The sequence below is a fragment of the Terriglobia bacterium genome, from assembly GCA_032252755.1.
In the GTDB taxonomy this organism is placed as follows: domain Bacteria; phylum Acidobacteriota; class Terriglobia; order Terriglobales; family Acidobacteriaceae; genus JAVUPY01.
This window is the reverse complement of sequence record JAVUPY010000054.1, coordinates 49,381-64,225: the sequence shown is the minus strand read 5'-3', so window position 1 is coordinate 64,225 and position 14,845 is coordinate 49,381. Positions and strand designations below refer to the sequence as shown.

Annotated in this window: 11 protein-coding genes; 1 reads left to right on the top strand and 10 read right to left on the bottom strand. The window is 54.2% G+C overall.

The genetic code is table 11. The features are described from left to right. The first annotated feature begins 362 nt into the window (after positions 1-362). Complete coding sequence (locus tag ROO76_13195) at positions 363-2,246, top strand: PAS domain S-box protein (GenBank protein MDT8069114.1); 1,884 nt, start codon at positions 363-365, stop codon at positions 2,244-2,246. A 1-nt stretch (position 2,247) separates the two neighbouring features. On the opposite strand, the gene ROO76_13190 is transcribed toward ROO76_13195, so the two are convergent. The 10 genes from ROO76_13190 to ROO76_13145 all read right to left on the bottom strand — a co-directional run bounded on the left by ROO76_13190 (position 2,248) and on the right by ROO76_13145 (position 14,667). Next, complete coding sequence (locus tag ROO76_13190) at positions 2,248-3,759, bottom strand: alpha-amylase family glycosyl hydrolase (protein ID MDT8069113.1); 1,512 nt, start codon at positions 3,757-3,759, stop codon at positions 2,248-2,250. Between the two features lie 90 nt (positions 3,760-3,849). Continuing rightward, entirely contained in the window at positions 3,850-6,591 is a 2,742-nt protein-coding gene (locus tag ROO76_13185; GenBank protein ID MDT8069112.1) for a glucosidase, read from the bottom strand. 32 nt (positions 6,592-6,623) lie between these two features. After that, on the bottom strand, positions 6,624-7,367 hold the full coding sequence (locus tag ROO76_13180; GenBank protein MDT8069111.1) for a hypothetical protein: 744 nt from the start codon (positions 7,365-7,367) through the stop codon (positions 6,624-6,626). A gap of 56 nt (positions 7,368-7,423) precedes the next feature. Beyond that, positions 7,424-9,031: a TrkA C-terminal domain-containing protein gene (locus tag ROO76_13175; protein ID MDT8069110.1), complete on the bottom strand. Its 1,608-nt coding sequence runs from the start codon at positions 9,029-9,031 to the stop codon at positions 7,424-7,426. Positions 9,032-9,198: 167 nt separating this feature from the next. Continuing rightward, on the bottom strand, positions 9,199-10,131 hold the full coding sequence (locus ROO76_13170) for a bile acid:sodium symporter (GenBank protein MDT8069109.1): 933 nt from the start codon (positions 10,129-10,131) through the stop codon (positions 9,199-9,201). Positions 10,132-10,231: 100 nt separating this feature from the next. Next, positions 10,232-11,179, bottom strand: a complete 948-nt coding sequence (locus ROO76_13165) for a glycyl-radical enzyme activating protein (GenBank protein MDT8069108.1) — start codon at positions 11,177-11,179, stop codon at positions 10,232-10,234. Positions 11,180-11,190: 11 nt separating this feature from the next. Beyond that, positions 11,191-12,363: a 6-phosphofructokinase gene (locus ROO76_13160; GenBank protein MDT8069107.1), complete on the bottom strand. Its 1,173-nt coding sequence runs from the start codon at positions 12,361-12,363 to the stop codon at positions 11,191-11,193. Between the two features lie 80 nt (positions 12,364-12,443). Next, the gene (locus ROO76_13155) at positions 12,444-12,698 is read right to left on the bottom strand and encodes a hypothetical protein (protein MDT8069106.1); all 255 of its coding nucleotides are present in this window, start codon (positions 12,696-12,698) and stop codon (positions 12,444-12,446) included. 131 nt (positions 12,699-12,829) lie between these two features. Continuing rightward, positions 12,830-14,236 (bottom strand): aconitase X catalytic domain-containing protein, encoded by a 1,407-nt coding sequence (locus ROO76_13150; GenBank protein ID MDT8069105.1) that lies wholly within the window; start codon positions 14,234-14,236, stop codon positions 12,830-12,832. A 2-nt stretch (positions 14,237-14,238) separates the two neighbouring features. Further along, positions 14,239-14,667 (bottom strand): DUF126 domain-containing protein, encoded by a 429-nt coding sequence (locus ROO76_13145; protein ID MDT8069104.1) that lies wholly within the window; start codon positions 14,665-14,667, stop codon positions 14,239-14,241. Between the last annotated feature and the right edge of the window lie 178 nt (positions 14,668-14,845).

Genomic DNA, 14,845 nt, shown 5'->3' with positions numbered 1-14,845 from the left:
ACTGCGACAGGCGCAACGACTTGCCCAGCTTGGCAGTTGGACGTGGGATCCGCAAGCCGGATCAGTGACTTGGTCTGACGAAATGTATCGGATCCACGGGCGTGATCCCAGCCTTCCCCCACCTTCATTTGATGAATTGGAGCAATCCTTCACAGCCGACAGTTGGAATCGCCTATTGGCCAACAGGGATGAGTGTTTCCGAACCGGACGTACCGACACCCTCGACCTGGAATTGGTGCGTCCTGATGGGAGTAAACGTTGGGTTTCGGCAAGGGCTGAGGCGGAGAAGAACGCACGCGGCGATCTCGTAATCCGTACCGACGCACTTCGAATACCAGGGATTTCGATCCGATCAGACACGGATGTGGCTGGGGGTCGATGTGGTTCCCATCCATGGCCCAAATGGGAAACTGATCGGCACTCAATCAGCAATAAGAGACATCACAGCCCGCAAGCAGATGGAGGAAGATCTACGGCGGAAAACGTCGGAATTGGCAGAAGCTCAACGACTTTCGCTTGTCGGGAGCTGGACATGGAATCCACAAACCGATGTGATTACCTGGTCAGAAGAAATGATTGTGTTGGCTGGCTACATTCAGTTCTTCGACGATGACAATTTCCGGAGATTGGACGGTGCGGTGCAGAACACGTTGCGCACAGGAACTCCATACGAAGTGGAGACCGAAGGAAGATACCCCGACGGTAGAAAGGCCTGGTTCACCAATCGGGGCGAGGTGGTGCGGGATGAGCTCGGTCAGATTACTCACCTGAGAGGAACGGTCCAAGACATTACCCAGCGGAAGCTTGCGGAGCGAGCACTTCGCCAGAGCGAGATGAGGTATCGCAACCTTGTAGAGTCTTCTCACGACTGGATATGGGAAGTCGACTCCGAAGCGAGGTATACATACGCCGGTCCTCAATGTTTTCAGATCCTGGGCTACCGGCCTGAAGAGATTCTCGGTAAAACTCCATTCGATTTGATGCCCGAACCTGAGGCATCGCGGGTAGCTGAAGCATTTAAGGCAATCGCTAAAGAACGCAAGCCATTCCATAACCTGGAGAACGTCAACCGGCACAAGAATGGCAGGCGTGTTGTGCTCGAGACCAATGGTGTTCCTATATTTAACGAATACGAGGAGTTTGTCGGATATCGAGGTATGGACCGCGATATTACGGAACGTAAGCATGCAGAGGAAGCATTGGTCCAGTCTGAACAGAAGTTTCTCACCTTGTTCCGCGCGGCACCGACTGCGATGGCCTTGAATACCTTGGACGGAAGGTTTGTTGACGTAAACGATGCATTCGAGACCGCGACAGGATACACACGTCAAGAGACAGTCGGGCAGACTGCAAAAGAGTTACAACTTTGGGCTGACTCCACTCAGAGAGAATACATTCGCAGCAGGCTTCTCGCCGAAGAACAACTCCGGGATGTTGAACACAAGTTTCGAAAAAAGTCTGGGGAGATACGTGTGGGCCTCTTGTCGTCAGACCTGATTGATATCGGCGGCACAGCACATGTACTAACGGCGTTAAAGGATGTTACGGAGCAGAAAATCGCTGAAGACAATTTACGCAATCTGACCCAGCGGCTGATCAACGCCCAGGAAGATGAACGCAAACGGATTGCGCGGGAGCTTCATGACAATATCAACCAGCGTCTCGCCCTGATTTCGATGGGGATCCAGAAGATTGACAACACCGAACTGGCGGCCGATACGCGAGACGAAGTCCACAAACTCATGGAGGAAACAAAGTCGGTTTCATCGGATATACAAGCACTTTCCCACCACTTGCATTCGGCGAGTCTGGACCTGTTGGGATTGGCCGCAGGAATTGAGAGTTTCCGCCGTGAATTTGCACGGAGCCATCAAGTTACGGTTAAGTTTTCGCATAGTGGTGTACCCAAGACAATTCCGGGAGAAGTGAGCCTTGCGTTGTTCCGTATCACGCAGGAAGCACTTAACAATGCGGTGAAGTACAGTGGTGCAAAAGACTTCGAAGTGGCGCTCCTTGGCACAGCAAGCCACCTGGAGTTGAGGGTTCGTGACCCCGGAATGGGATTCGATGTTGAAGCGGCAACACCGCGTGGCCTCGGACTGATCAGTATGCGGGAACGAGTCCTCCCTCTCAATGGGACGATCTCGATTGCGTCCAAGCCGATGAAAGGGACGGAAATAAGCGTACGTATTCCGCTCAGCAGAAACGAGGATAAACATCCGTGCGAGAGTCGGATGGAGGAATGAATCAAGCCGCAGTTTCCACTACGAATTGTGCTGGTACCCTCTTTTGGCACTCACAAAAGTGACAGTTCCACGGTGCAAGCTCGATGTACAAACCTGACGACAGAAGTTCATCTCCGCAGCGGTCGTAAGTTGCGTCCGACAACGTGTCTCTGAAGATCCAGTTCTGACCTGCTAAATCCTCCCACCCGACGTGAACAATTGCTTGAGCAGGAGCGTCGCTCAGATTCACGACGATCAGGAATCGCTCGTCGAGGTTACTCCAGCGCCAAGCGACCACATTTTGAAAAGACCGATTGTCGGGCCAACCCGTGCATTGGCAGAGGCTCCACTCACCTTCTCGAAATACTGGTTTATCGATGGCCAGCAACAGCTTCTTGTAGAACTCCTGAATATCCGGATCGACACTCTCGCTTGGGCGCCTGCCCAGAAAGACAGGCAGCCTCACCTTGCGACCCTCGAGCTGCCCTTCGTGAAAGAGCCTTGCGCCCATCAGGGTCGAGGTCACCACCGCAGCGGCTTTTTCTTTGGCTGGATAAAATGCCGCCGCTGCCCGAGGCTCGTCGTGGTTCTCGATGAACCTCAACAGTTTCTCCTGGTACGCCACCTCAGCGCAGAGATGAAGACGAATGTTTTCTGCGCCGTCATGCTCAAGACGATCGTAAAGTCGTTTGTCGTAGCAAAAGTCAAAGCCCAGTTGCTGCAACTCCCATTCCATATCCCAATACGCCTCGGCGATGAAGAGGAAGTTGGGATATTTCAGCTTCGCAGCGCGGATTGGTTCGACCCAGTACTCTGTTGTTGGTTTTGTTCCCGCGCGCCCACCCCACGTCCGCTCGAAGACCGAGTTCACCAGGAGCATTGCCATGTCGCATCGCACACCATCGCACTGAGCAGCAATATCCGATACCGTCTCCACGACAGCAGCTCGCAGCTCCGGTTGAAAAGCGTTGAGTTGCAGCACATCTGGCCATGCCGGGAAATACGGATCCCTTCCGCAGGCGTACACCAAGCTACCCATTTGAAGGTAGGAGGCCGGGTCGTTTCGAAGGTCGTCAGCGCTTCCCTGGATAAAGTACTCAGGATGCTCGTTTGCCCACGGATGATCGGGCGCGACGTGATTCGGCACGAAGTCCAGGATCAGCCGCATGCCTCGCTTAGCAAGTTCTCTGCGCGCAATCGCCAAGCCAGCCGCCCCACCCAGGTGCTGATCCACCACGTAACGTCGAATGCAATAAGGAGAACCTACATTGTCTTCAGGACGAAAGTCTGGGAGAGCACGGCGAAAATCTGCGAGCAGGTTTTCGTTCCGGTTCGCAATAGAAATGCCGGCGGGGCTGCGTTCCCATACACCCATAAACCAGACCGCATCGAAGCCACCCGCTGCAATCGCATCGTATTCGGACTGAGGCACAGAACCGAGATCCACGAAGGTTCCAAACCTTTGAGCCAGTTCTGCAAGCCAGACCCACGTGTTGATTTCGTAAATGACAGGATGCTTCGGCCACGGTTTCATCTCGATCTCCTCTTGTGGGCCGTCATTGGCTCAACTGGCTCATCGCAAAGATACTTGCCTACTTCCTGCAAAACACCCCGGTGGAGTTAATTAGCGGCCTGCCACTTGTTCTCTTGTCTGCTTTGCGAGCAGTTCGTGTTTCGACGTCTCCAATAGGTCAGCCGCATTCGTCCGAGCAAACAGGTCCATAATCCGCGCAACAACTCCAGTCCATCCCGTTTGATGACTGGCACCAAGTCCTGCTCCGTTATCACCGTGAAAATATTCGTAGAACAAGATGTAGTCTCGCCAGTAAGGATCTTCCTGGAACTTCTTGGTACCACCGTAAACTGGACGGTTTCCATTCTGGTCGCGGAGGAAAATGCCAGAAAGTCTGCGGGAGATTTCCTGAGCAACCTCAAACAGAGTCATTTGTGTTCCGGAGCCCGTGGGGCACTCGACTTTAAAATCATCTCCGTAGAACTGATAGAGGTTCATGAGGCCTCGTATTAAGAGCACATTCACCGGCATCCACACCGGACCACGCCAGTTGGAATTGCCGCCGAACATTCCTGTATTAGATTCAGCGGGCAGATAGTCCACTCTGTACTCCTGCGATCCAACCTGGAAGACAAATGGATGCTCAAGGTGGTAACGGGACAGAGAACGGATGCCATAAGGGCTCAGGAACTCATTCTCGTCGAGCATGTAATGGAGTGTTCGCTGCAATTTCTCCTTGTTAAGTACCGCGAGCAACCGTCGACCACATTGGCCTATTAACGCTTCTTCTGAGCCTCTGGCATGTTTCAATACATCGGGATGGCGCTTCCTGAACAACTGGCCCAACTCCAAAATGCGTGGATGGCGCGCTACAAATCCGGGTTCAAATACGGTGGAAGCACAAAGAGGCAGCAATCCAACCATCGAACGAATCTTGAGTCGCATGGAGTCGCCGTTCGGGAAGTGCAACAGGTCATAGAAGAATCCGTCCTGCGCGTCCCACATTCCGTCGTGACCCCCTCCGATACGATCCATGGCATAGGTGATCCAGACGAACTGCTCCAGAAACTTGAAGGCGATTTCCTCATACATTGAATCGTACTCAGTGAGGATCAGCGCGATCTCCAACATGCACTGGCAGTAGAAAGCCATCCATGCGGTTCCATCTGCCTGGTCGAGATGACCTCCGGTTGGCAACTTGGAACTTCGATCGAAGACGCCAATGTTGTCCAGCCCGAGAAATCCCCCGGCAAACACATTACGGCCTTCGGGATCTTTGCGATTGACCCACCAGTTGAAATTGAGCATCAGGCCCTGGAAGGAGCGTTCCAGGAAACGTAGGTCGGCACGACCCAATTCTTTCTCGATGTTGTAAAGGAACAGGGTGGCCCAGGCGTGTACTGGCGGATTTACATCGCTGAAATTCCATTCGTAGGCCGGGATCTGCCCATTGGGGTGAGCATAGAGGTTCCGCAGCATGAGCAAGAGTTGGTCTTTGGCAAAATCGAAATCCACCAAAGAAAGGGAGAGAGTGTGAAAAGCCAAATCCCAGGCCGCATACCAGGGGTATTCCCATTTGTCCGGCATCGAAATGATGTCGCGATTCAACATGTGGAACCATTCGGTGTTCCGAATATTGTGGCTACCCGCTCCCGTCATTGGATGAGCGTCATGCTCAGCGAGCCATCTATCAAGGTCGAAATAGTAGAACTGCTTAGTCCACAACATTCCGGCAAGAGCTTGCCGATGAACGCGCCGTTCATCCTCACTTAAAGAGCTTGGGGTGATTCGATCATAAAACTCATTTGCTTCGTCAAGTCGACCAGCAAAGATCTTGTCAAAGTTCGAAAAGGCATCCATTACCGGATTCGCGCTCAGGCGCAGCCGAACTGACTTGTGACCACCGGCGGGAATCTGCAGTACATAATGGGCCGCAGCCTTTGTGCCGGAGCAATCCGGATTCACCGCGTCTTTCTTGCCTGATACCACGCACTCATGGAAGGCGTCTTTGACGTAGGGAGTCGGGTTCGGTTGGCCCCACAGTCGGCTCGCGTTGGACTCATTCTCCGTGAAGAGTAGGGCCGGGTTGCCCTCGCACTGTAACTTGTAGTTGACAAGTACCGGATGCGACGCAAGCACTTCGCCTTCACCTGTCTTCCTCAGATTCGGCTTAATATCGCCCTCCGCCCACGACCACGTGTTACGAAACCACAATGTTGGAAGCAAGTGGATTTCAGCTGTTTCCGGTCCACGATTGTGGGCGGAGATACGGATCAAGAGATCTTCGGGGTCAGCCTTGGCGTATTCGACAAACACATCGAAGTAACGATCATCGTCAAAGACTCCGGTATCGAGTAATTCATACTCGAACTCGTCCCTCGAGAGACGCCTGTTTGTTTCCACAAGGTCGCGATAGGGATAATCCCGCTGAGGGTACTTGTAGAGATACTTCATATACGAGTGGGTAGGAGTGCTGTCGATGTAGAAATAGTATTCTTTGACATCCTCGCCGTGATTACCCTCGCTGTTCGTTAATCCGAACAGGCGCTCCTTTAGAATAGGATCGCGGCCGTTCCACATGGCGACAGCAAAACAGAGTTGCTGTTGATCGTCTGAAATGCCGGCCAGTCCGTCTTCGCCCCACCGGTACGCACGAGAACGCGCCTGATCATGGGTAAAATAATCCCAGGCGTTGCCGCCCTGACTATAGTCTTCGCGAACTGTACCCCACTGTCGCTCGCTGAGATAGGGGCCCCATTTCTTCCAGGGTATGCCGATCTCGCGGTAATCATTCAGGCGCTTCTGCTCAGAAGTCTGCACATAGTCGATTGGAAGGTTCTGCTTCGATTTCATACTTGCCTCTCTTCTCGGTCAGCGTTATCGCATCACCAACGAATCGCGAGACCAAGCACCGGACCCTGTGTTAACACGTCGTATTCAAACGCCTGTCCCTTGTTCACGTAATCTTGGTAGAGGAACTTCCAACCCACGGTTCCCATGAAGCGTCGGGTGAATTGATAGTTCAGAAGCGGCTCGGCATTGACGGCGATTTGTGATCCGGCGCCAAATCCGCCTATATCGAATCGAGTCGAGGCACTTAGTTTCTTGCCAAGGGGAATATTGCCGACGGCGCCGAAAAACGGGTCCCACCATACCTGCGAACCGCGAATATTCGATTCAAGGGGTCCCTTGAACTTGAGGTTTGCGCTGAGACTGTTGTATCTAACACCGCCCAGCAAGGAGATACGTGGGTGTACGCGATAGCCGCCTAGCAGTTCTGCAGCCCATTGATCGAATCCAACATCCACCGCATCGTTAGCACCGCCGAGCCCCATATATACAGTATCGGTTCCAACGAAGAGTCGGTTGTAACTAATACCGGTACGGGCCATGAACCCGAACTGAAGATGGCTCAATACATCTCCAGCACTCGCATTCAGAGTTTCCGTTGTCCCGTTCACTGTTACGTCGCCGCCCATTCCTGGAGCAATGAGATAAGGCATGAATTCGAGATGGATTTTGTTGTCTGCAAGCGTGGCTTCATCTTGAACTTGAGCGACAGACGTCGCCGACGCGGAAATCAATGCCAATACGAGCGCGAACCACGCTGATCGTTTCATGCTGATCACCCTTCACGACGTTTTGTAAAATGCGCAGTCATCGTTATGAATGTTCCTTTTGTAGCCTAAGAACTGCCCCCAGTTGTGCCGACAGCGATAAGTAACTGCGCAATTACGATTTTGACGATAGTTGCAGCGGGATAGATCATCGCGTAGGAAATCTCTACGCGGTCGGACGGATAAGACCGGTATGCATATGCGAGGATCGCTGGCGTGCCGGTCACGCCGGCGGTAACCCCTAAGAGGTCGTCGAATGGCATGCGCATCCCGAAGTGGCCGATGAGCAGTGGCGTTAGTGCCAGTGCTAACAGAATACAGGCGCCTGCACCTAGCAGGACCAGCCCACTGTCATGCACAACCTTGACGAAGGGTCCGCCCGAACTCATTCCCACCTGCGCAAGAAAAATTGAGAGTCCGGCGTTTCTCAAGGTGAGGTTTGCGGATATTGGCATGGTCCAAGTCAAGTTTCCGGTCCGCCCGAGTTTTCCCAGGATTAACGCGACAATGAGCGCACCACCAGCAACCCCAAGTCGCAGCGTTCCGACGCCCGGCAGTGGTACTGGCGCTATACCGAGAAACACTCCCAGCATGATCCCGATTCCGAGGCTGACATAGCTGAATTCTGTTGTACCCCGAATCGAGTTCCCGAAGAATTTCCGCAACATTTGGAAGTTCGCGCGATCCGTCAGCACTCCCACACGATCACCCATTTCCAGTGTGATCCCTGGCCCTGCCAGCATCTCGTTATCGCCGCGTTGAACGTGCATAATCCTTGCTTCCACGCCCGCGGGCATTGTCAGGCTCGACAACCGAGTACCCACAAGGTCTGGCTTTGATACGAAGGCAAACATGTAATCAATCTTGGACCGATCACTGGTGACCTTACCCGATGCACTTTTGCCCAATAGGTCTCTGGCCTCCGCCAACGGCGCCTTGTCTTTGCTTCCAAGAAACAATATGTCGCCTTCTTCTATGATCAGCTCCGGCGTTGGGAACTTGTTTTCATTGCCTGCGCGCACAAGCAGCACCTGTACACCTTCAGGCAATCGTGACATTAACTCCCCGAGAGGATGCCCCACCACGTCAGCTGAATGAACCGCGACCTCGAGGGTTTGTAATCCCGGCTTTAAGGCAGATTCCAGATCGGGCTTCACGAACACTTGCATGAAGTACATGCACAAGATTGCTCCGACCAGACCAAAGGGGAACGCGACGCTGTATCCCACCGCGGGATCGCTGTTCTTCGCTGCTTCCATTGCTGCCTGCATCGTTGCGGCGCTCGTGCCAGAACCAGCGAAAAGCCCCGCCAATAGCGCGCGGGGAATATTCATTAAAAAAAGTTCCACGACAGTAACAATTGCTGCGGCGGTCAGCGCAATGATTGAAAGCAGGTTGTAGCGTCGTCCGGCTGCTCCGGCCAAACCCTCGAAGAACTGTTTTCCGAACTGAACTCCCAAGCCATAGAGGAACATTACCAAGCCGAGTGTTCCCACCATGGCAGGTGGCTGACACTTCGGTGCGATCGCCCCAATGAAGAGTCCTGAAAAGATAACGGCACCGACCCCGAGCGAAAAGCCTTTGATGTTGATGGAGCCAAGGCCGTAGCCCAGGGCGATCACAAGGAAGAGCGCCAGGAAAGGCTGCTGAGTCAAGAATGTCTGAATCAATTCCATGAGTGCTGCCCTTGCGCAGCGTTGCTACATAACGGATCTCTCCCCCTCAGCAAGCAAACCCTTCTCGGCAGTCCAAGTGAGTCCACCCCTCACTATGGCGAAGCAGGCTCACGTACCAAACTGCCGTTACCGACAAAACGCGGCGGCAAACGCGATGACGGACCGGCTCAGAGGTGAATTGCATGTTGTTTAGGCACTTCGACATGCTCTCCTCCCTGATCCGAGGAAGCTTCCCGACTTGGCCGGATGACCGGAGCACAAAAGCGTTTCAGCACCGCCGCAGCGACGAACCCGGAGAGGATGGCTCCGAGGAATATTGCCAGGATGCACATCGTGATCGCGCCCTGGGGCGCGCTGGCTACCCCAAGTAGTGTTGCAAGAGCAGGGCCGACGTTGCGCGTGCAGACGCCGAGAACCATCGGGGCTTTCTGTTCATAGGAAAGTCCGAAGCTAAGTAAATACGACCCAAATCCCAGCAATGCGTAGCACAGGATCTGGCTGCCGATTGCGTATGTCCCAACCGCGCTAAATATCTCTCCCCTGTAAACCCAGAGCAGAATGAGACACAGGATGAGCGTATTCAAGCCCGTCACCTTGTTGACGATGGGAGCTGCTTTCTCCGCAGTCGTTTCCGTGACGTGTCGAATCGCTGCTCCGATGATCAGCGGTAGCGTAATGAAAAACAGGAGCGGCTTGGCGATAGTCCAAGGATCCGCGGCGAATCCCTTCACCAACCATGGCACCATAAACGGCATCAACAGCACTGTTCCGGCATAGGCGATCAGCATGAAAGCCGACATGTAAGCCAAGCTTCCACCTGATTTTTTCATCATGACCGGGATAGCCGGGGAGCATGGCGCCATCCCCAGTAACACCAGGCCGATGGCGTAGGGTGCAGCTAACGGAATGAGTTTCGTGAGCAACACGGCCAGGGCTGGACCCAGGACAAAACACCAGACCAACGATGTCACCAGGAAGCGCACGTTCCGGAAGACAGCGAGGGCTTCGGCAACCTTGAGCCTGAGTCCCACCTCCAGCAGGTTGCCCACCATGAAGATGACGATCGTAATGGCCTGAATCTTGTGAAGTATCTGTTCCATCGAACCTTTACCCCTTTCTTGCGGCCTAATAATTCACACCGCCGAGAATCAGGCAATTGGGGCCTCACTCCACACACGTCGTCTGTTGCCTATCAGCACCTCATTTCGCCGTGCGGCCAAACGCCTCGTCGACGATCGCCTGCAGGCGGCGCAGTGTTTCTGTGGGCAACGACGGGAAATCTTTCAGTTCAAAAACACGTCCCAGGAAGCTGTATTTCGTTTCGCCATATCGGTGGTATGGCAACAACTGGTAGTCGACCACGTTCTTGTAAGGGCGAATGAAGTCGAGTACTGCTCGAATATGTTCCTCATCGTCGTTGACGCCCGGAATCACGGGTGTGCGAGCGATAAAGGTCTTGTCCGGAAACGTTTCGTAAGCACGCCGGAAATTTGCCTTAATCCTGACGTTGTCGACACCGACCCATTTCTTGTGGCGAGACGGATCGCTGAGTTTGTGGTCGTGCATGACAATGTCGGTGTGTTCGACGACGCGACGGAAAAACTCCCAAGGCACGTTGCCCGCTGTCTCGATCGCCGTGTTGATCCCACGCTGATGTGCTTCGGCGAGCAGCGCGGCGCTGAAATCAGGCTGGAGTGTGCACTCTCCACCGGAGAGCGTTATGCCACCGCCTGATTCCCGATAGAACGAAGAATCCTGCTCTACTTCGGCAAGTACATCGTCAACGGTCATCTCCTTGCCGAAGTTGTATAGCGAATTGCCTGGACATACTGGGCAACACTTGCTGCAATTCGTGCACAGGTCCCAGTTGATTCGCACCTTACCATCGGCATCGATGACATAAATCGCGCTCTCAGGGCACTCTTTGAGACAAAGCCCGCATTCCTTCACGCCGATGCAGAGCTTGAGATCAAAGGCGAGCTCAGGCTTGAGTTGAATACTCTCAGGGTTGCAGCACCACTTACAGCGCAATGAACATCCCTTGAGGAACACGTTTGTACGTATACCCGGGCCATCATTCGTGCAGAAATGCTGGACGTTGAGTACCCTTCCGGTCAGTTTGGCTACGCGCTCGGTTGCTAGGCTCATAGGTCTTTCCTCTAGTCGCCGAAGGCGATGCCGAGTGAGCGAGCAATCTTCATGATTTCGCTCCCGGCAGGTACGGTGCGAATGCGTCCAAGTGTCTCTGCCAGCGGGACACGCTTGATATCGGGCAGTTCGAACGTGATCATTACTCCTTCAGAACCGGCGTGCAGCGCCTTGACGGCACCGGCGCCATAAGCAAGTCCAAGCTGACGATCTACTACAGTCGGGACGCCGCCGCGAATCAGGTGCCCAAGCGCAAACGGCAGCACATCGCGATCTGTCAGCCTCTGCAGTCCCATCGCCACGGACTTTGACGTCGCGCCGGTACGGTCAATGACGTGTTCTCCTTCGCCGAAATCAGGATCCGCATTGGGGGTCAAGCTGGTGCGTAACCCACCCTGCGCTTCCGCAACCTCGACGCCATTTACCGGGCGCGCGCCGTCGGCAACCACGACGAGAGTGGGTCGCCGTCCCTCGTTTTCGTGAGTACGAAGTGCGTCTGCGACTTTCTTGAGATCGAAGGGAATCTCCGGTACCAGGATCGCGTCTGCGAGAGCGGCCATGCCGGACTGCAATGCTAGCCAGCCGGCATGTTGCCCCGGAACTTCGACTACAGCAAGACGGCCCACGTCCTCGGCACCGATACGAATCCGTTCGAGTGTTTCGGCTGTGTGGGAGAGAACACTGTTGTAGCCAAATGCCTGTGATACGCAGGCGATTTCGTTCTCGACTGACTTCGGTACGCAGATCGTGCGCAAACCCTTTCGGTACAGTTTGAACGCCACACTCAGGGCATGGAGCCCCGTGATTGCGCTCCCTCCGACCAGAGAAATAACGGCTCCAATACCCGCTTCGTGCAGCGCTTTCAATAAATCGTCAGAGCGGTCGACTTCCTCGACCTGGTTCTCGGGATTGATCGACCTGACGTGGAACGGATCAGTCCTTGCAGCAGACCCGATCAAACTTCTTCCGCGACCCGACGCGTCTATCATTTCCGGACGAAGATTGACCAAACCTCCATGGGGATAACGCCCTGGGAAAAGTAGGCCATCGTAGCCGTCGCGAATTCCGACAATTTCCCATCCGAGTTCGCTCGCAGCCAGCACTGCACCAGCCACGACAAAGTCGATACCTGGGAGGTAACCGCTGCCGATGTTGATGGCGATTCGTGGCATCTGTGAATTCATGGCCGCTCTCACGAGTTAGTCATTGGTTGAGATCATGCGCCCCCGGTTTCCCGGGGGCACTCTTCATGAGTTGTCCGGGCCTAGTGCCCTATGCCTACGAACTCGTGGACTTGGTCTTCATCCATATCCAACCGCTTCTCCTTTGGCTGGCTCCAGTAGTCCCAACGCGTGGTCGGCGTGAACACGCCAGTTACCGCGGCATTGACGAGGGCCTCCGGGTTGGCGTAGATCCAAGTCGTCCCCTCCGACCCGAAGCCGGCGCACAGCTTCACGTACTTGAAGCTGCGCCGCAACCAGCGAAGGCCCGGCGAGGATATTGTTCGGTTACCCAGCACATCGATTCTTCCGTCAGGAGAACATTTGAAACCTTACTTTCAGGTCGGCGAAGTATCCAGACTGCAATCTGCCCCGCAATCTCCGATACTTCGCCGGATCCTTCCGCGTTCCGACAAAGTGCTACGCCCCTTTACACACTTACCAATGACCGCTCGTCCTGGAACTCCTCAGCGTCGACCATCTTGGTTGTGTATTTCTGCTTCCACCGAGTTGGCACGTACTCGCCTGTCACGGCGGCGTGAATCATCTCGTCCATGCTGCAGAAGGTCGTCCCGTTCCCATAGCCTCCGAAGATCTTGTACTGCTTGAAGCTATTGGTGCAGACGTTGAAGTTCTTGCCCCACACGCCTGGGACACTCAACTGATTCATGCCCCAACATGTCTGGTGGTAGATCTTCCCGCCGGCCTCCTCAATGATCTGGGCATCTCCGTAGTGTTTAGCCATGAGATAGCTCGGCGTATCGCACTGCACCCAGAGCATGACGTCTTTGTGGACTTTTTTGCCTTTGATGGCGCGAGCGATCTGCTGAATTTCTTCGTAGATCAGGACGGGGCAACCGAAGTGAACGATGTCCACCTTGTTGCTCTTGGTGTTTCTCAGCTCCGCATACATGTCTGCGACATCCTTGAGGCTGAGGTGGATTCGCTCGATATCTGCTGGGACCTTGCCTCCAAACGCAGCTTCCAGCGTAGGAGAACCAGGCGTGATGCCGATCAGATGGAGCATTGGGTCATTCATGCCAGGAGATGCGCATGCGCACAACGCCTTGGCTGCTGAACTCTTCAAGCGGGTGGGCATATTGAGCACGGCCGGTAACCGGTTATTCGCCCTCTTTGCGATGGCGCCGCCCAAAGCGGCCCAATCGCCCGGATCATCCAGAATGTTGTTCTTGATGTCATCGTCCAGTTCGTAGATCACCTTCGGTATGCGATTTTTGTCCAGCAGCATTCCGTACTTCGGAATACAACCGGTGAACGCCGCATACGGGGCGGCAATCGCACTCTCCCGATTCGTCTTAACACCGAGAATGGTGTTGAGATAACACGCGGCGCTGGATTCGCAGCATGCCGCATATTCCCCGGGCTTGGGCAATGCGCTGTTGAAGTGGGGCGTGCACGCGTAGGTAGGCAGCCAGCCCTGCTCCTTCATTTTGTTGTAGCCGTCGACCGTCGCTTTATAAACGGACTCCGGCATTTTGTAGTACTTGTTGTTCCAGGGAGTCCCTTCCTCTTCATACCTGTCGAGCTGCATCAGGAATGGGTCGCAACAGCAAGTAAGGTTGGGATCGTCGGCCAACTTGGCGCCCTTGTCCCAGAACGGCTGCAAGACTAGACCCTGTCCCCACTCGAACTGCTGATATTCCTTCGAGGTGGTTGGCAAGCCCTCGACACAGCCGATGTAGTGGATGAACGATACCTTGACCATTTCTTCGGCGCCTACAGCTTCGCCAAAGGCCACCAGCTTTTCCATGGCGTACTGTTTGGCCTCTCCGTGTTTACCATCGAGCATTTCTTTTTCGTAGGTTGTGAGTTTCATCGCTATCTCCTTTCCACGGTGATGGTGGCCTGCTTGCCGATCGCTGGAGCGTCGATCTTCACCCAGTCGCCGGACTTGATGGTGTTGATCGGGTCCTTATCCAAGCCATCCACGGAAGGAATATCGCCAGCGAGTGCGCCGGAGAGATCGATGGTATGAAGTTCTCGGCAGATGATTCCAGCCGGACCCTTTTTGGTGCCCTTGATCTTGAAAAGCAAACCGAAGGCGCCGGAAGTGGAACCTGTCACAGTCGGGTAGATAACGATCTTGTCTTTTACGTTCTGACCACTGACCGGATTTCCAACCATCGTGATTGTTCCATCGTTCAGAATGGAACAGGGTGCCCAACTAAGAGGCATGTCACTAACCAGAGCTTCGCCTTCTGCCTTCCCGACGGTCCTGGTAGTGCCTTTCAATACTATTTTTTCCATTTTTGTTCTCCTTCTGAATTTGGGCGCCATTGAGGAGCGGCCCGAATTAACCTTAACTGGCGGAAACTTACGAGAACGATCACGTCCTCTTTTCCGACATCGTTGACCTCCCAGCCCATCCGTTGGCTATTGACCAGCCACAACCAGCGGAGGCCCGGCGAGACTCTTGTTCGGTTAC